17 protein-coding genes and 1 pseudogene are annotated in these 18,668 nt (G+C 32.2%); 14 read left to right on the plus strand and 4 right to left on the minus strand.

Annotation, left to right across the window (positions count from 1 at the left end):
* Window positions 1-5: 5 nt before the first annotated feature.
* Window positions 6-545, minus strand: a complete 540-nt coding sequence (locus C1I91_RS09590; RefSeq protein WP_128212676.1) for a helix-turn-helix domain-containing protein — start codon at window positions 543-545, stop codon at window positions 6-8.
* Window positions 546-916: 371 nt separating this feature from the next.
* Between C1I91_RS09590 and C1I91_RS09595 the strand changes: the two genes are divergently transcribed.
* The 3 genes from C1I91_RS09595 (at window position 917) to C1I91_RS09605 (ending at window position 2,958) form a co-directional block, all read left to right on the plus strand.
* On the plus strand, window positions 917-2,008 hold the full coding sequence (locus C1I91_RS09595) for a GNAT family N-acetyltransferase (protein ID WP_128212677.1): 1,092 nt from the start codon (window positions 917-919) through the stop codon (window positions 2,006-2,008).
* Between the two features lie 16 nt (window positions 2,009-2,024).
* Window positions 2,025-2,429, plus strand: coding sequence for a DUF2721 domain-containing protein (locus C1I91_RS09600; RefSeq protein ID WP_238475952.1), 405 nt, complete (start codon window positions 2,025-2,027; stop codon window positions 2,427-2,429).
* A gap of 112 nt (window positions 2,430-2,541) precedes the next feature.
* Window positions 2,542-2,958, plus strand: a complete 417-nt coding sequence (locus tag C1I91_RS09605; RefSeq protein WP_128212678.1) for a hypothetical protein — start codon at window positions 2,542-2,544, stop codon at window positions 2,956-2,958.
* A gap of 278 nt (window positions 2,959-3,236) precedes the next feature.
* Here C1I91_RS09605 and C1I91_RS09610 read toward each other — a convergent pair whose 3' ends face one another.
* Window positions 3,237-5,816 (minus strand): transglycosylase domain-containing protein, encoded by a 2,580-nt coding sequence (locus C1I91_RS09610; protein WP_128212679.1) that lies wholly within the window; start codon window positions 5,814-5,816, stop codon window positions 3,237-3,239.
* A 93-nt stretch (window positions 5,817-5,909) separates the two neighbouring features.
* Here C1I91_RS09610 and yunB point away from each other — a divergent pair, with 93 nt between their 5' ends.
* A complete protein-coding gene (gene yunB, locus C1I91_RS09615; protein ID WP_238475953.1) occupies window positions 5,910-6,569 on the plus strand; it encodes a sporulation protein YunB in 660 nt (219 codons plus the stop codon).
* Between the two features lie 86 nt (window positions 6,570-6,655).
* Here the strand turns inward: yunB and hpt are convergent, their stop codons facing one another.
* Window positions 6,656-7,180, minus strand: coding sequence for a hypoxanthine phosphoribosyltransferase (gene hpt / locus C1I91_RS09620; protein ID WP_128212680.1), 525 nt, complete (start codon window positions 7,178-7,180; stop codon window positions 6,656-6,658).
* A gap of 260 nt (window positions 7,181-7,440) precedes the next feature.
* On the opposite strand from hpt, the gene hflX reads away from it, so the two are divergent.
* A complete protein-coding gene (gene hflX / locus C1I91_RS09625) occupies window positions 7,441-9,231 on the plus strand; it encodes a GTPase HflX (RefSeq protein ID WP_128212681.1) in 1,791 nt (596 codons plus the stop codon).
* A 255-nt stretch (window positions 9,232-9,486) separates the two neighbouring features.
* Here hflX and C1I91_RS09630 read toward each other — a convergent pair.
* Window positions 9,487-10,548, minus strand: a pseudogene (locus C1I91_RS09630) (IS630 family transposase).
* A gap of 150 nt (window positions 10,549-10,698) precedes the next feature.
* Between C1I91_RS09630 and C1I91_RS09635 the strand changes: the two are divergent.
* The 9 genes from C1I91_RS09635 to C1I91_RS09675 all read left to right on the plus strand — a co-directional run bounded on the left by C1I91_RS09635 (window position 10,699) and on the right by C1I91_RS09675 (window position 18,446).
* On the plus strand, window positions 10,699-11,274 hold the full coding sequence (locus C1I91_RS09635; protein WP_128212682.1) for a hypothetical protein: 576 nt from the start codon (window positions 10,699-10,701) through the stop codon (window positions 11,272-11,274).
* Between the two features lie 52 nt (window positions 11,275-11,326).
* The gene (locus tag C1I91_RS09640) at window positions 11,327-11,548 is read left to right on the plus strand and encodes a hypothetical protein (RefSeq protein ID WP_128212683.1); all 222 of its coding nucleotides are present in this window, start codon (window positions 11,327-11,329) and stop codon (window positions 11,546-11,548) included.
* A 102-nt stretch (window positions 11,549-11,650) separates the two neighbouring features.
* On the plus strand, window positions 11,651-12,544 hold the full coding sequence (locus C1I91_RS09645; RefSeq protein WP_128212684.1) for a nucleotidyltransferase domain-containing protein: 894 nt from the start codon (window positions 11,651-11,653) through the stop codon (window positions 12,542-12,544).
* A 42-nt stretch (window positions 12,545-12,586) separates the two neighbouring features.
* Window positions 12,587-14,002, plus strand: coding sequence for a MocR-like pyridoxine biosynthesis transcription factor PdxR (pdxR, locus tag C1I91_RS09650; protein WP_128212685.1), 1,416 nt, complete (start codon window positions 12,587-12,589; stop codon window positions 14,000-14,002).
* A gap of 119 nt (window positions 14,003-14,121) precedes the next feature.
* Window positions 14,122-14,769: a YigZ family protein gene (locus tag C1I91_RS09655; RefSeq protein ID WP_128212686.1), complete on the plus strand. Its 648-nt coding sequence runs from the start codon at window positions 14,122-14,124 to the stop codon at window positions 14,767-14,769.
* Between the two features lie 158 nt (window positions 14,770-14,927).
* Window positions 14,928-15,668 (plus strand): YebC/PmpR family DNA-binding transcriptional regulator, encoded by a 741-nt coding sequence (locus C1I91_RS09660; protein WP_128212687.1) that lies wholly within the window; start codon window positions 14,928-14,930, stop codon window positions 15,666-15,668.
* Window positions 15,669-16,206: 538 nt separating this feature from the next.
* Window positions 16,207-16,902, plus strand: a complete 696-nt coding sequence (locus tag C1I91_RS09665; protein WP_128212688.1) for a flavodoxin family protein — start codon at window positions 16,207-16,209, stop codon at window positions 16,900-16,902.
* A gap of 371 nt (window positions 16,903-17,273) precedes the next feature.
* On the plus strand, window positions 17,274-17,768 hold the full coding sequence (locus tag C1I91_RS09670; protein ID WP_338032604.1) for a recombinase family protein: 495 nt from the start codon (window positions 17,274-17,276) through the stop codon (window positions 17,766-17,768).
* A 231-nt stretch (window positions 17,769-17,999) separates the two neighbouring features.
* Window positions 18,000-18,446 carry an Imm26 family immunity protein gene (locus C1I91_RS09675; protein WP_128212690.1) on the plus strand — a complete coding sequence of 149 codons (447 nt, stop codon included), beginning with the start codon at window positions 18,000-18,002 and terminating at the stop codon, window positions 18,444-18,446.
* Window positions 18,447-18,668 lie beyond the last annotated feature (222 nt).

Here is an 18,668-nt window from a genome sequence, read left to right on the forward strand (position 1 = left end):
TTATATTAAAATGAAGGGGGAGTGCTTACCCAAATGACCTTAGCCTCTGTTTTACCACAATTCGAAATAAAATGATTAGCTTTTGGTTTGAAATAGAAGCTTTCCCCTTTTCTGACCTTAACTTTCCTATCACCTAAATGGAGATTTATAGTACCACATAGAACAAAACCAAACTCTTCACCTTCATGAGGTTCTTCTTCAACGTATCTTCCACCTGGTTCTAATGTTATCATAATGGGTTCCATTGCATTTTTTTGAGCATTTGGAACAAGCCACATAAGCTTATACTTCAAATCTTCACTTTCAGTTTCAAACATATCATCATATGTAAATGTTATTCTCTCATTGGAATCGTCACTGAAAAACTCAGTGAGATTTGTACCAAGGATTTCTAGAATATCAATAAGAGTAGCAATTGAAGGTGAAGTTAGGTCGTTTTCAAGCTGAGATATGAATCCTTTGGACAATTCACATCTATTGGCAAGTTCTTCTTGAGTAAGCTGTTTTTCAATTCTTAATCTTCTAATCTTTTCTCCAATTTGCATTTTCTACACCTTCCAACTTATAAATTAGATAAAATTATACCTATGTATTACTAAACATGTAGTTTATAATTACTAAACAAACAAGGTAATTATAGTAATTTTTTTCATATAAATCAATAGTTTTCGCAAAAAAAATGGAAAATGATTTGTTTTTTAAAATATGTCTATTTAGTGGATGCTAATATATGATTTTTGTAAAAGTAATAACTAATAAAACTATTAATTCCGTCAATTGATATAATTTAATTTAGAATAAAATTATGATCCATTTGCAAGATTCTTCTATAAAAAGTATGGTTATTGAGATATAATAAGTTTAATGAAAATATTAGTAATGTTTAAGTTTCAAATATGGAAATTAGGTGATTTTAGTGAAAATTAATGATTTATATAGAAGAGATGGAAACTTAGTTTATATAAAACAACCAAGATTTGAAGAGCTTAATTATGTTAAAAAGCTTTGGTGTGATTATGAGACTATGAAGGAAATAGGTGGTGTATTTTCTTTTCAAGAGGATAAGTGGGAAAGTTTTTATAAGAAGATGGTAATGCCTACCGATGGAAAAAACTTTTACTGTTTGGTTTTTAATAAGCAGGATATACCAGTGGGAGAAGTGAGTTTCCACGGTTATGATTCAGCGACCAAGATAGCAAGATTTAATTTAAAAATAGAAAATAGTCACAGAGGGAATGGTTATGGCTCTGAAGCTACAAGGCTGATTTTAGAATACTTTTTCTATGAGTTTGGCGGTCTAGTTATGATGGACACAGTTTCAAGTAAAAAAGCTCAAGAATCTTTCGTGAAATTGGGATTTGAAGCCGTTGCAAGACATGGTAATGATATAACTTTTAAGCTTACCAAGGAAAAGTTTTTAATAGGAGAGAGATGTGAAAATAAGAATGTTTCTATTATAGTATTAGAAGGTGTAGATTTACTTAGTGTAAGCGGACCTATTGAAATTTTTTCTTTAGCTAATAAAATATATAAGAGAAACGTTTTTTCTATAAATACAGTAGGTGTAGAAGAAGGTGAAGTTAAAACTTCTAGTAGCTTTACAATATCCTCAAATATAAGTTTTAAAGATAGTGATTGTCCTAATATATTGATTATACCAAGTGGCAAATATGATGGGGATATTTTATCAAATCAAGATTTGGTAGAATTTTTAAAGAGATGTTACTACAAATGTGAAATGGTATTAGTAATAGATTCAGGTATAATGATGCTTGCTAAAAGCGACCTAATTAAAGACATGCCAGTAGCTGTGCATTCAAAACTAAGAAGTGAAATATTAGATATGTGTCCAAATTTAAAAATAGTTAATAAGTCCATAGTGGACAATGGAAGAATAATGATAGGATCTAGTATAATGAGCAGTCTAGATATATCACTAAATGCCATAAAAAAACTTTTAGGAGAAGAAAAAGTACTAGAGATAATGAACTATATGGAAAACAAATAGTTTTAGGAGGGATATTTTGAAACTGGAACTTACTACACCAGCATTGCTTTTTACTGCAATTTCATTATTGATATCAGCATATACAAGTAGATTTGCTACTCTCGCTCAATTGCTTAGGCAATTAGACTTACAGCATAGAAAAAATCCAGAGAAGAGAATTTTAGCTCAGATTAAGAACTTGAATAAGAGAGTTAGACTTATAAAGTATATGCAGATAATGGGAGTTTTTAGTTTCTTTTTATGCGTTCTATCAATGCTCTCTTTGTTTTTGAATAAGCAATTGGTAGGGCAGATAACCTTTGGTATTAGCCTAGTAGCGTTACTTATATCGCTACTGCTTTCGCTTATGGAGCTTCAAATATCAGTTAATGCCATAATTTACCAGTTGGAAGATCTAACAGAATATGATGAGAATAGGTAAAGTTTAACATGAGATTTTTTTATTCGTCTGTCATATTTTCATCATATATATTTGGAAAGGCAGATGATCAATTAAACAACTAAAGAATATAGCTTTGACGATTTTTTTACTAATGAGAAGGAAGGATAAAATGATAGGAATTAGAATTGAAAAAAATAAAACAGGAGCTTTGATTTTGAGAGCTCATATAAAAGAAGAATTTAAAGATAATTCTATAATAAAAAGGTGTTTATTTGATAGCAAAAGGCTAAAGGGAAAGACTATCTATCCTTATGTTATTCCGTTAAAGTATCTTAATACAATTGTAAATAATCTAGACAAAGATATGGTAAAGATACATAAAAATAGTATACTTAGTTTCTTAGAGTTTTCTGATGAGTATGATGAATGCTACTACTATGAAACAGAAGCTAATGTTAAGTATATGAAAAGATGGAGAGAAGTAGGTTGCCCCAAAATATATAGGGTTACATTAGACATTGAAAAAAAAGAAATAGATAAGAGTATAGCATTTCAAAGGATGATGTAAAAAAAGGTAGCTCATAAGAGCTACCTTTTTTGGTGCTATTCAAGCACTAGGTTGAATTAAGTGGTTAGTCATCCGACGTTTTAATGAGCTTACGCAAAGAATTAATATGATTTTTTCATATTACATGGCTAAAAACTGTAAACTCACTACGTTCGGACAGTATAGGTTTTTTACGCCATTCCATCTGAATAAATCATTTAATTCTAGTAGCTTGCTCATATAGCATAGCCTTTTTAACCACTTAATTTCAACAATATTGTTTAAGTAGAGCCAAAAGACTAATGCTTTTGGTCAGTACCAGGGGGAGTAGTTGTTCCACCTGTACCTGCAGCTGTACCTGTACCACTTGTTCCTCCTGTCGTAGCTGGAGGAGTGGTTGCACCAGGTGTAGTTCCACTTCCATTATTGTTGCTACCACCTGTACCTGTTCCACTTCCACCAGTAGTAGAACCTCCTGTAGTGCTAGGATCAGTAGTAGCTGCTCCGTTAGGATTACTATTACTATCAGTAGCTGGAGTTGTAGGTTTTGAATCATCTTGTTCTGTTGGTAGTGAAGCACCACCTTGATTTGGAGTTTTAACGAATATTCTATCTTCAACTAAACTAGCTGGGGTATTGTCAGTAGCTAACTTACCATTTGCTTTATTTATTTTAGCAGCGACGTGAACATCGCAAAGGGCAGTTGGAACTGTACCTTCAACGAAGATATCTTGAATTACTCTGTTTCCTCTAGGATCTTTACTGCATAAATCTGTAGCTACCTTTCCAGAATCCATACATACTGAAGCTTTAACTACTCCAGAAGGCATGTCAATCTCTTTGTAAGGAAGGCCCTCATGAGCTTTTGCCATGATTTTTCCCCAAATAGGAGATACGGTCTCACCACTAAATCCTTTTAGTAAAGTTGGTTGATCATAACCTACCCAAACTGCAGCAGAAAGATAAGGTGTTAAGCCAGAGAACCAAAGATCTTTATTCTCAGTTGTAGTACCTGTCTTTCCCGCTACAGGTATATCGCCAAACTTAGCATAATGAGAAGACCAGCTAACAGGTCCCTTTAACAAATCATACATTACATAAGCCGATTCAGGTGATAAAATCTTTTTAGTTGTAGGAGTGCTATTATCAAGTATAACCTTATTAGTAGCATCCACTACCTTTGTATAAAGTACGGGCTGAGTATATACACCAGAGTTACCAAAGGTTCCGTAGGCTGCAGCCATGATATAACTGTTTCCACCATCTCTATCCTTTGGATCATTGTTAAACTGACCTAGGGATAAGGTTGCGATACTGGACTTAGAAACCTTGTTATATTTCAGTCCAAACTTTTCACCATAAGAAAGTCCAACATTAAGTCCAATAGCATCTTCTATTCTTGCTGCTACTGGGTTTCTGGAGTATTTAAGAGCATCCCTTAAGGTAATAGTTCCTTTATAAGATAAATCTTCATTTAATGGATCCCAAAGCCTTCCATCTGCATCTCTAGGATACTTCTTACTTATTTCTTCAGGTAAATGATTATCTTCTACCATAGTAGCTGGAGTCATCAGCTTCATATCTATTACAGGACCATAGACTGTAAGTGGTTTTGTAGCAGATCCAATTGAACGTAGTCCAGCGGTACTGTAAGCTCTGTTGATACTCATAGGAGGTTGGTCACCTCTGCCGCCTACCATAGCTTTAACTTGGCCTGTTTTGTAGTCTATTATAGTAGCTGAAGCTTGAAGCTTAGGCCACTTATAGCTTCCAACTTGGGAGTAATCGTCCTTGTTATTCATAAGTTTACCGAAGCTGTTATTATCGTCAAGAATCTGTTGAGTAGATTGTTGAAGATTTCTATCCATTGTAGTATAAATTTTTAGCCCGCCATTTGTTAGCATCTTTGAAGCTTCTGCTTCGCTATATTTATACTTTTGCATTAAGTCATTTTTTACTTGTTGAATTACAGGTCTTGAGAACCACTCAAAGTTCATCTTTTCAGTTGTACTTGTTTTTGGTTTAAATCCAAAATTACCTGCATCTACATCTTTAATAGCCTTATCATACTCGTCTTGATGTATTTTTCCTATTTCCAGCATCTTTCCTAAGACAGTTTTCGTTCTGTCTTTATATGGTTTTTGATTTTTTTGATTCTGTGGAGAGAAAGCATCATAGTAAGATGGTGCTTGATTCATACCAGCAAGGTATGCACATTGAACCAAAGTAAGTTTTTTATCTTTAACACTTTGTCCGAAATATTTAAGTGAGGCAGCTTCTACACCATAAACCTGTCCACCTAAAGGTATCGTGTTTAAATAGGCTTCTAGTATCTGTTGTTTATTTAGAAGTCCTTCCAACTTCAAAGCTAAGTACATTTCAGTTATCTTTCTTTGAGGAGATATATCGTTAGTCAATATTGTGTTCTTTAGTAATTGTTGAGTTAAGGTTGAAGCACCGTGAAGACCTTTTCTACCTGTTATTATGTTTTTAGCATCGATATATACAGCTCCCAATATTCTTCTAACGTCGATACCCTTGTGTGAGTAGAACCTTTCATCTTCTATTGAGACGAAGGCATCCTTAAGTCCATCAGGAATATCATTGTAAGGGACAACTATACGTTGAACGTCCGTTTGAACATTGTCCATTAATTCACCTTTATTATCATATATTCTTGATTGCTGGCTAAGTGAGAGTACATTATTTACATTTAATTCAGGAGCATTTTTGATTATTGCGTAAACATACCCTGCACCAACTACAAACACTGTGAGTATTAAAAATAAAAATGAAAACAGAAACGCTCTAAGTACTTTCCTAGACTTTTTCTTCTTTTTACGTTTTTTATTTATATTCTTTTTCTTCTTATCTGCCATCGCATCCTCCTAAAATTTAATTTCAAGCAGGAAATAAAAAATATTCTACAATATTATAGCATATTAATAAAGTGAATACACTATGATAAGTTGGTGAAAAAATTGAGGACAAGCAAAAATAAAAATTATAAATTAATTATTATTTCATCTTTACTTATAATCATATCCACTTTTTTTGGTTTTATATACTATTTCGATAAAATAATTACTCCTACGGTTATGGTAGTAGCCAATGCAGAAATGAGATCTAGGGCTACAGAAATAATAAACCAAAATATCTTAGATGTCTACTCAAATAAATTTAACTATGATGATATAATAAGAGTGGATAAGGATAAAGAAGGAAATATAGTAATGCTTAAGGCTGATACTGTAAAGATGAATGCCATAGCCTCAGAGGTTGCGTTGAAGTCCCAAAAGGAACTAAATGCAATAGGATCAGTAGGAATAAAACTTCCTTTGGGTTATGTGACCAAGAGTAATATAATGTCGTACTGGGGACCTAAGATCACAGTTAAAATGGAGCCTATAGGAAGGATAGAGACTAAATACTCATCTGATTTTGAAACCGCAGGAATAAATCAAACTAGACATAAGATTTATGTAGAAGTTTATACCAAGATGAAAGTGATAATTCCTTTGGAAAATGATGAGGTTGAGGTGAAAAATCAAATTCCTATAGCAGAAACCGTGATTGTAGGAAAAGTACCTAGAACTGCACTAGATTTAAATTTAGATGGAATGAAGAAATAATAAAAAAATGTACAGGCTCTAAGCTCCCTAAGTTATAGGAATTTTTAAAGCAAGTACATTTTTTTCTATATAAACTATTCTTTTATTTATTGTTCCCAGTTGAAAACATAAGGAACATTTCTGTAATAATCTCCATAGTTTAATCCGTATCCAACTACAAAGACATCTTCTATTTGGAAACAGCAGTAATTAGGTTCTATTGATACCTTTCTTCTTGATGGTTTATCTAATAGAACCGCAGTCTTTACAGAAGCTGCACCTAAAGTTTTAACATGATTTACTACAAAATCCATAGTAATTCCTGAGTCAACAATGTCATCAACAATAAGCACATCATATCCTTCTATATTGTCTGGAACATCATTTACAATCTTTACGACTCCAGAACTTTCTTCTGAATGTCCATAGCTTGATGTAGTCATGAATCCTATCTTAGCCTTAGTATCTATATTTCTAACTAAATCAGCTGCAAATATAAAACTTCCTCTAAGTAAAGATAAAACATAAAGGTTTTTATCTTTATAATCTTCTGCTATAACTTTACCAACTTCTTTTATTCTAGCTGCTATCTGCTCTTCACTAAAAAGTATATTACGTTTTTTATCCTCCATGATGATCCTCCATCAAATTAAATTATAGTATTAATTGATATGTTTCTCTATTACGTCATTAATATTGCATCTTATAGCGATTCAATTATGTAATAAAGAGTACATATTTAATTTCATAACCTTACATAATTAAAATTAATTTAACCATAAATATATATGTAGGATATATATTTCTACAACATTTACAAAGTTGTTTTTATAATATAAAATAATATGAAAGTTGTCAAGTAAGCTGATGCCTTAAAGGAGGTAGTAATATAATGATATACGGTAACGTAGAAGGAGTTAGAAATAGCATCTTAAATGAACTAGAAAGAATCTATGATTTTAAGATACCTAAATACTCAGTTTGTATAGAAGAAGTTGTAAATAAGATTTCTGAGATTACGACGTTTTTAGATAGAGAAATAAGTGTAGCCATAGATAGAAAGGGATCTGTGAAAAGTGTAGCAATTGGAGACAGTACTTCTGTAGAGATGCCTCTTATTGACATAAGTGAGAAGAAGCTTTCTGGTGTTAGAATAATACATACTCATCCCAATGGAGCTTCAAACCTTTCTGCCTTAGATATTTCAGCGCTTCTTAAGTTGAAGTTAGATTGTATAGTAGCAGTAGGCGTATCAGAAGGAAAGGTTACAGATTTATCCTTAGGCTATTGCTTTGTAGAAGATGAAAATCTCATTGCGGAGGAAGAGAAGAATCTTTCACTTGAAGCGGTTTTAGGTCTAAATATATTAGACAGGATTAATCATATTGAAGATATAATAAGATCTAATAATGTTTTTGAAGACTACTCAGAAAAAGCTATTATTGTAGGTTGTGACAGCGAAGAGAGCTTAGATGAGTTAGATGAGCTTACTAGAGCCTGTGATATACCTGTTATAACAAGGGTTTTCCAAAATAGAAGTAAGATAGATGCTGCGTATTATATAGGAAGTGGAAAGGTTAATGAAATAGCTACTTTAAGACAGACCTATAGAGCTAACTTAGTAATATTCGATGATGAACTGTCAGGGTCACAAGTAAGAAATCTTGAGGAAGCTATAGGAACAAAGGTTATAGATAGAACTACATTGATACTTGAAATCTTTGCGAGAAGAGCTAAGACTAGGGAAGCAAAGATTCAAGTAGAGCTTGCACAGTTAAAATATAGACTTACCAGACTTTCAGGACTTGGAACTGTTCTTTCAAGAACTGGTGGTGGAATAGGAACAAGAGGTCCAGGAGAAAAGAAATTAGAGACTGATAGAAGACATATAAGAGAAGAAATTTATGATTTATCCAGTGAATTAAAAAAGATAAAAAAGAATAGAGAGACTCAAAGGGAAAAAAGAAATAAGCAAAATATACCTCAGATATCTTTAGTAGGATATACAAATGCAGGTAAATCTACGCTTAGAAATACACTTTGTGACATGGCAGCTTCAAGGGATACAGTGAATAAGGAAAAGGTTTTTGAAGCAGATATGTTATTTGCAACTTTGGATACTACTACAAGAGCAATCACTCTCTTAGATAATAGAATAGCTACACTGACAGATACCGTTGGATTTGTTAGAAAGTTACCTCATGATCTAGTGGAAGCATTTAAATCTACTTTAGAAGAAGTGATATTTTCAGATATATTATGCCATGTAGTAGATACTTCTTCGCCATATGCACAGGAACAGATATATGCTGTAGAGGAAGTTTTAGCGGAGCTTGGTGTTAGGGATAAACCGATTATTTTAGTGCTTAATAAAATAGATAAGACAACAACTGATGCTCTAGAAGCTATTAAGGAAAAAAATAATCAATATACCATAGTAGAAATTTCCGCAAGAAACAATGTTAATCTAGAAGGATTATTGAAAGAAATAGGAAATACTCTGCCAAACAAAATGAGAGATATAGAGGTTCTAGTGCCATATTCTGATCAACATATGGTTGCATTCCTTCATAGAAATGGAAAAGTTGTTGAAGAGGAGTATAAAGAAGATGGTACCTATATTAAGGCTGTAGTTGACGAGGAAATCTATAATAAAAGCAAAGAGTATGAGCTTCAGGTTTAAATTTTTGGCTCTATTAAAGTGTCGTGTTGAAATTAAGTGGTCAGTCATCCAATGCTTAAATGAGCTTACGCTATTTGCTCGTTCATATAGCATCTCCTTCATTACCACTTAATTTCAACGATATTCTTAAACATAGCCCAAATTATAAAGATAGTTCCGCTAAGTAGTTATGGCATGTCTATATATTACGGCTTCATTCAGAATAAAAAGTTTTTTCTCTTAATATAAATATATATATATATTGCAAATTGGTTTCTACAATCTAACACATAGCCTGTCTATTGTTTGAGTAGGAACCTTATTTATGTTACTTATAAACTTTTGAATTGCAGTTCTAACTTGTGGCAGAGATTTATAAAAGACATTGTTAATAACAGATGCCTTTAGCCATCCCCATAACCCCTCTATAAGATTCATTTCTGGACTATACGGTGGTAAAAACATCAATTCAAGCCTATCTTTAACTCTATTAAGAAATGGCTGAATCAGCTTTGCATGATGAATCTTAGCATTGTCTAATACCACAACAATTTTTCCTTTTGGATACTGCTTAAGTACGTTTTCTAAAAAGTCATTAAATATCTTAGCGTCATATCTTTCATGTTCCTCGCAATATACGTTACCAGTCTCGTAATCCAATATTCCCATAAGTTTAACACCTGCATTTTTACCGAACGTAGGAATTTTCCTTTGTTGTCCTCTTATAAACCAGCTCTTTTGAATTGCTTGATAATCTCTAATCATTGATTCATCTTCAAATAAGATGGTATCAACTAAGCCATTGAGGCATTTTTTTTAAAGCTTTAAAGTCACTTTTAAAAATTTCTTGCTTTTCTTTATCAGCTTTCGCTAAGACGTAAGTAGGTCTAGTATAACTTAAATTTAATCTATGAAGTACATATGCTATTCCTCTATGTGACATATTTATATTAAATTCTTTAATAACCCATTGCCTCACTAATTCAATAGTCCAATTCATTTTAGATTCGAAGCCTACATCTTCTGGAGTTTTTGTAGTTATAGTTTCTACAATGAGCTTCTCTTGAAGTGAATTGATTTTCTTTGCGCTCCGCCGCCGTGGCCAATATTTAATCCATCTATTCCTTTTGATTTATAATTTTTTATATATGTAGAAACAGTATGTTCTTCTAGATTCTCCATTTCAGCTATTTTTCTATTTGTAAATCCATCAAAATGCTTAAGTAAAACAGAATATCTTTTATATAACCTTGTGTTTTTAGTCTTTTTTAAAGCTGATTTTAACTCGTTTATATCATCTTCATGCCCAGCAATCTTATTAAGAATCAAAATATCCATATTTAAAACCTCGCTATAATTTTTATTTTATATTCTAGTTTGGATATTTTAGTTATCTTATATTAATGGATGTTCTTACCTAAATATCATATCGAAATTTTCATCTTGCAACATATATATATATAATTATTATTGAGAGAAGATTATCGTATGGATGAAAAAGATAAGGATAATTTAGATAGTAATTCAGATCAAAGCGGAAGAACTTCGGAAGATGATGGAAATGGAAATAACGAAGAAAATAATAGTAGAATATTTAATCAAGGATTGGTTGGTAATAATCCCACTTTAGCAATAAACCCAGGGCATCCACTTTGGCAACTGCAGCAAGCGGTAGATAAACAAAAACAACTTGGTAGCGGCAACGGTAATGCTAGCGGAAGTGGGTTAAGTAATGCAGAAAAGTATATAATGGCCGGTGATGTGATAGCTAAGACAGATGAATTAAAGACAGCTACCCAGTCCTTACAAGTAAATGAACTAGAAAGGATATATTACGATAGAAAGGTTAAGCCTATAGTTGATTTGGTATGGGAGCTTAGTACAGCAGCACAAAACTTTGCAGGTATGTCCAATCTGTATCAAGCTAATAATTACGGTCAGAAGAGACATGTAAAAAAAGCTTTGGACTTTTCACTAGATATTCTTGATGAAGCTGAAGAGTTGTGGGACTTGGCAAAAACTAGAGTTGATTTCTTTAAAGATAATATTGATCCATATGAATAACCCTCCAAGATTAAGGTTTATATTATATTATAAACTATTGGAGGGATTTATTATGGAAAAAGTTTGTCCGTTATGTAATAGCTTAACAAATATAGAAATAACCTGTCCTAACTGTGGTAAGGTTATGGAGGATAGTGGAAGGGTCCAGGAATTTAGAGATTCTTATGCTCCAGAAGATGAGTTAGAGTATGAAAATGGTGATTGCAGGCATGTGTTTCAGTGTATAAATTGTCATGAACTTAAAAATATTGGTATAAAAAGTGTCTTTATATAGGGTTATATATTACATTATTATGGTTAACTATTGTACTTCATAGTATAATAGTTATAGTAAAGTATATCCGTAGATATATGTGATATGTAAGGGGGCGAAAATATGTCAAAGGAGATTTTAAGATATCAGAAGGCATTTAATTCTGTTGTTGAAAGATTAAAGAAGAATGAAGATGTTCTAGCTGTTATGGTCTTTGGAAGTATGGTCACTGGAGACTTATGGCAGGGATCTGATATAGACATCTTTGTCATTATAGGGGATGATGATAAAGATATAAGAAATATATATACTGAAGAGAATAATATCTCAGTGCATATGAAACTTCTAAGCAAAGATAATTTCTTGAATTTTAATAAGAATAATATTGCTGGCAGTTATATGCATAGGATATTGATATCTTCAAAACTTATTTTTTCTAATGATGAAAATATAACAAATACTTTTAATAGTTTTAGATATATAAGTGATAGCGAAAGAGAGAAGTGGAATTTAGTTTACTTAGGCAATATTTTAAAAGAGATAAGCCAATGTAAAAAACTTATAGCAAATAACAGTATACGAGCAGGTTATTTGGCTTGTATGAAAGCTGTTGAACAGTTTTGTAGTTTGTTTCTCAATTATAATGGATATATGGTAAGTAAGGATGTTATAAGTGTAGCTTCAAACTTAGATGATGCTTTACAGCAGGTGGTAGACAACCTTATTAGCCAAGGAGATAGTCTAGAAAGCGAAATGATTAGAACTATTGATTTTATAGAAGCTTTTTTAGATAAAAATATTAAGAATTGCTGCGTTGCACTAGTTAAATTTTTCAGGGAAAATAAGAATTACATGAGTTCTGAAGAGATAAAAAAACATAGTTACTTTAATGACTTTGAAATACATATGGAAGATATTTTGATAGAGTTAGCAAGTAGAAAAATCTTAAAAAAGGGATACAGAAGCATAAAGAGTTTATCTGGAAGCCTTATAGGCGAGGAAAATGTATATTGTTAGAGGTATCCACTTTGTGGATGCCTCTTAGTTTAGGGGAATTTTATGGATAAGTATAGATTAATTTTTAATGAAGAGGTAAATAAATATATACAGCTATATGCTCATATAAAGCACTTGATTGAGATAAACCAAATCGAGGATGAAGAAAAACTACCTTCCATTAGAGAGTTAGCAGACTTTCTACATTTAAATAAAGTCACCGTTATTAATGCATATAAAAAACTTCAAATGGAGGGCTATGCAAATCAAAAGATAGGAAGCGGCACATACGCTAAAAAAAAGGATGCTATTAGAGGTTTTAAAAAGAGCTATTCAGCTACTTTTAAAAGACTAAATAGTGGCAAGCTTAATGATATGATTGATTTTACTGGGGAAACCACATCTGCAGATTTCTTTCCTGTAGCAGACCTTAAAGCTGTATTAAATGACGTCTTAGATAGAGATGGTGCTGAAGCTTTGATATATCAGGATGCTTTAGGCTATGAAAGGTTAAGGGAACGTATAAATGAGAAGTTTTGGGGCAATTCTCTGGACTATGATGACATACTAATCGTCTCAGGAGCTCAGCAAGGTATAGATATTGTCTCTAAAGCTCTAATTAATGTAAATGACAATATTATTGTAGAAAAACCTACATATAGTGGAGCTTTATCTGTGTTTAAATCAAGAAAAGCTAATATATTTGAAGTTCCCATAGAAAATGATGGTGTAGATCTAGATGCTTTAAAAGCTATTTTAAAAAAGAATAAGATTAAATGCTTCTACTTTATGAGCTACTTTCAGAACCCATCTACAGTAAGTTATTCAGATTACAAAAAACAAGAGCTTTTAAAACTTGCAGAAGAACACGACTTCTTTATAATAGAAGACGATTATCTTTCGGAGCTTATTTATGATTCTGATATAAAATATTCATCAATGAAGTCTTTTGATAGATATGATAGAGTGGTATATATAAAAAGTTTTTCAAAGATATTCTTACCTGGTATAAGAATAGGGTACCTGATATGTCCTAAGGAATATAAGGACTCGGTGCAGAATTCTAAAGTTAACACAGATATATCTACATCCTCTTTGATGCAAAGAGCGCTTGAGATGTATATGGAAAGAGATTACTGGATTGAGCATATAAAACTTTTAAATATTAAGTATAAAGAACGATATGAGTTCATGAAAAAGGAAATTGAAGTTAAGCTTAGTGGGAAAATTGACTTCAGTCCTCCTGGGGGAGGGTTACATTTTTATCTTAGACTGAGTGAGAAAATATCCTTGACTACTATTGAACTTTTTTATAAGCTCAGGGAGAGAGGTGTTTTAATAACACCTGGAGTTATGTTCTACAAGCATTCTAACCAAGGGGAGAGATATTTCAAGGTTGGATTTTCCCAGACTGATTGCGATAAAATAGAAAAGGGAATAGACATAATTGCAGATATATTGATTGAAGCAGAAAGATAAAAAAGATAAATGTTGCCTGCTAGAAATTCTTCACATAGGTTCAGGAAAGGCAAACGCGTAAAAAAGTTTACTGGAAAAATACGCTTCAGTAAACTTTTATTGTAGGAGGAAAAGCATATATGAAATACTTAACTGTAAAAGGTTATGGGGAGGATAGCTTCCAGGAGAAGAAATCCGAGTTTATAGGATATATAAAAAGAACTGAAACAGAGGAGGAAGCAAAGCAATTTGTATCTGAAATTAAGGCTAAACATAAGGATGCTACTCATAATTGCTATGCCTATGTTGTTGGACAAAATATGAATATTCAAAGATATAGTGATGATGGTGAACCACAAGGAACCGCTGGTATTCCGATACTAGAAGTTATAAAGAAAAGTGGTATTACTGATTGTGCCGTAGTAGTAACTAGATACTTTGGAGGTATACTTTTAGGTGCTGGAGGATTGACGAGAGCATATACAAAAGGAGCCTCTATAGCCATAAGTGCAGCTGGTATAGTTGACAAGGTATTGGGGGTTAAACTAAGTGTTACCTTGGAATATGATCTTTTTGGAAAAATTCAATATCTCTGTGGTCAAAATCAATGGCATATTGAGAATGTAGAGTATACTGATGTAATTGATTTATTCATCTTAGCAGAAAAGGAAGAGGCTGAAATGATTAAGGAAAGATTTATAGAAGAAACTAATGGTAATATATTGATTTCTGAAGATGAAGAAGATATGTACTTTAGACAAGACAAGAGATTGTTTAAGAAGTTATAATTGTCAGCAATATAAAAAGTTAAATTAATAAGGATTCATTGGCAAGGATAGTGATATTTAAACGATAGAGCCATTTTACTAAAGTTGAATATAGAAAATGGCTATGATATAATATTTAGGAATTTATTGTATTCAGATAATGGTTAGGAGGAACAATAATGTCAGGACATTCAAAATGGCATAATATACAAGCAAAAAAGGGTAAGGTTGATGCTAAAAGAGGTAAGATCTTTACAAAGATAGGTAAAGAGCTTGCTATGGCAATAAAAAATGGTGGAGCCAATCCTGAGTCAAACTCAAAACTTAGAGACGTTGTAGCTAAAGCAAAGGCAGCAAATATGCCTAATGATAATATACAAAGAGCAATAAAGAAGGCAGCGGGAGAAGCTGACACAGTTACATACGAAGAAATAGTTTATGAAGGATATGGTCCTGCAGGAATAGCTGTTATAGTTGAAACATTGACTGATAATAAGAATAGAACAGCAGGAAATGTAAGACACGCATTCACTAAACAAGGTGGCAACATGGGCTCAACAGGTTGCGTAAGCTTTATGTTCCAAAAGAAGGGTGAAATAGTAATCGAGAAATCTGATTCTTTAGATGAAGATGAGTTAATGATGCTAGCACTTGATGCTGGTGCTGAAGACTTTTCAGCAGAAGATGAAGTTTATGTTATTACAACTGCACCAGAAGAATTTGGAACAGTAAGAGAAGCTTTAGAATCTAATGGACTTGAATTCTTAGAAGCTGATATAAAAGGAATTCCAGATACATATACTGCAATAGACGAAGAAACAGCAGTTAAGTTCCAAAAGATGCTTGATCAGCTAGAAGAAGATGATGATGTTCAGAATGTTTATCACAATGCAGAGTTACCTGAAGGATGGGAAGGGTAGTCGTGATATAAATGGTTTAGCCTAGATGGTTTATGTTAGGTTGCTGTTATCCATTATGGTATACATGCAAAGGCTAACCCGTTATGGTATATGTTGAATTTCTGTTAGTTCCATTAAGGATATGCAAGTAGTACACCTTTATGAAGCTTATATATAAGTTTCATAAAGGTGTATTTTTTATGTTATTAAAAGATGTATTGAAGGAATTTTTATTTGATTGCTTCAACTTTTTTAAGCTAACTAATAATAAATACCTATGGCATTGATTTTCTTTTGTTAAATCCATTTTACTCAAGTCCATACTTTAATTAGAGAGGTGTTTAAAAACCTCTCTAATTAAAATAACAAAATGAATAGCCAAGGCGGGGCATATTGTAAAAGAATTGTTATAAGAGTTTACAGAATACAATTAATTTGGAAGTGATTGTAATTATGCAATTATGTGATGTATAATAAAATCAATGTACAATTGTTGGCAATTGCGAAAGTTATTTTTGCACTGTTTGTCGGCAATTTGTTGTTTAATAGGAGAGATATAATGAAGATTGCAGTGTTTCACGGGAGTCCCCGCAAGGGTAATACCTATAAGGCTACAAAAATATTTTTAGATGAGTTGACTAAATACAGAGATGTTCAATACACAGAGTTTTTTCTACCTGAAGCCATGCCAGAGTTTTGCACAGGGTGTCAACTTTGTCTTGGCAACTCTAATGAAAGATGTCCTCATTCTCAATATGTAACTCCAATTTTGAATAATATAATTAATTCTGATGCACTGATATTTGCAACTCCGCATTTTGGTGCTTGCAGCATGTCATCTTGTATGAAAAACTTATTGGACCATCTGGATTTTTTGACTATGAATGTTGCACCCAGGGTCGAGTTGTTTAAAAAGAAAGCATTTATCATTACGACAGGTGCAGGTTCTATTGCAGCGATAAAACCAATTAAGAAGTATCTTAAGAATTGGGGTATCAATCGTGTTTACTCACTTGGGTTTAGGATGTTCATTGATAGATGGGATAAAATGTCGCAACCAAAACAAAAGAGATTTGAAAAAAAGATACGCAGAACTGCAAATATATTTTATCATGCCAGGCAAGAATACCCATACATTTCTACGATTTTCATGTATCACATGTCAAAGTTTATATTAAGAAAATATGTTGGTATAGGCAAATATCCATATGAGTATTGGAAAGAAAATGGTTTTTTTAATAAGAGACCATTTTAAGAAATTTGATGAACTTAATAAGTATAATGGTACATTATGGCTGATTCACATCCTTATTACATTGCCACATAATGATAAGGCTCTTCAGAGGATGAAGTTAATTTGTTTTTCAGTTTCTACTCTTTTATAGAACTAGATTTCAGGAAAGGCAATACGTCATTAGTTCCGGATATGTTTATAAACAGCTTTAAGATATATATATTATAAAAATAGCCTTACTTCTAAAATAAATGATAGTAAGGCATTTTGTTTTAGTTATCCATCTTTCCAATAGCGTAAATAATTACTCTTCTTAGAGTAAATTCTATGCAAAGGAACTTATAAAGGAAAGAACTCCTACTAAAGATACGGAAAGATAAAAAATTGAAGCATTGGCTAAACTCAATATTGAAAAGTGGTTTAAGGAGAAAGTAAGTGCTAAAGACACCAATAGACCACAGTTACAAGCTATGTTAGAACTTGCTAGAGAAGGAGATACAATGTACATACATGATTTTAGTAGACTTGCTAGAAGCACCAAGGACTTGTTAAACTTGATTGAATTTCTTCAAGATAAGGGTATTAATCTAGTCAGTAACAAGGAGAATATTAAAACCTCTACACCAACTGGTAAACTAATGTTGACTATGATAGGTGCTATAAATGAGTTTGAACGTATGAACATTTTAGAAAGACAAAGGGAAGGCATAGCATTTGCTAAGTCTGACGGTAAATACAAGGGTAGAAAGGAAATAGGCTATCAGTCTAACTGGGAAGATGTTTATAACCAATGCAAGACTAGAAAAATTACTGGCAATAATGCTATGGGGTTGCTTGGACTTGAACGGAATACATTCTATAAATTGGTGAAGGACTATGAACAATAGGTTTGTAGTTCCTTTTGTTATTTGTAGTTATCCTATTCATCAAAACTTACTTAGTAACTGAGTATAAGAGGTAAATGAAGCCCACTTTAAAGTGTTAATACAATTGTTAGTTTAAGGAAAGTATTGAAATGTATACTATTTATATGCAATATTAACCAAACGCTATATAATGTGATTAGTGCGTAATTTTAATAAAATGTGAAGCATGACTAATTATTTGAGGTGAATACAATGTCTAAAAGAATTAAGGTGGGAAACCTATATGGAATACCTTTATCAAACGGAAAATTTGCTTTCGGAAGGCTAATGAAGGACGCAGGTATTGCGATTTATAGTCATATCGGAACTGATATTAATGATTTGCCAGTAAATGAAGAATATCAGTTTATTGTTGGAATTTATAAAACTGACATTAACAAGGATTTAATATATATTAAGAATATTCCTTTTGAAAGTGAAGAGTTAGAGTGGCCTCCTCCAAGCTATATATATGATGCAATAAGTGGGAAGTATCAAATTTATCATAAGGGAGAAATATATTCTTCCTGTAAAGAAAATTGTATAGGTTTAGAAGCGACAGCAGCATGGCATACAAATCATATAATTGACAGAATTATGGGCGATGATAAATGGGGAGGCATTCTGAAACTCATAGATAATGAAAATAACTTTAGATAATGTAATGAACATTCTTCATATATAGCGAATTAAAAAATCCTTGTGTATGCCTTTTTTAAAGTTATTGAAAAAATCAATAGTGTTGTTTTAACATAATCTATAATTATAGTTTATTTTCATGAACGTATACCATAATGTAGGTTTTTCCAAATCTTTTTATGTTATGGTATACTGTCACTGCATTATGGAAAATGATTAATTTCTGTAATGGTAATTGTATAA

This window comes from Clostridium manihotivorum (assembly GCF_004015185.1).
Lineage (GTDB): Bacteria > Bacillota > Clostridia > Clostridiales > Clostridiaceae > Clostridium_AR > Clostridium_AR manihotivorum.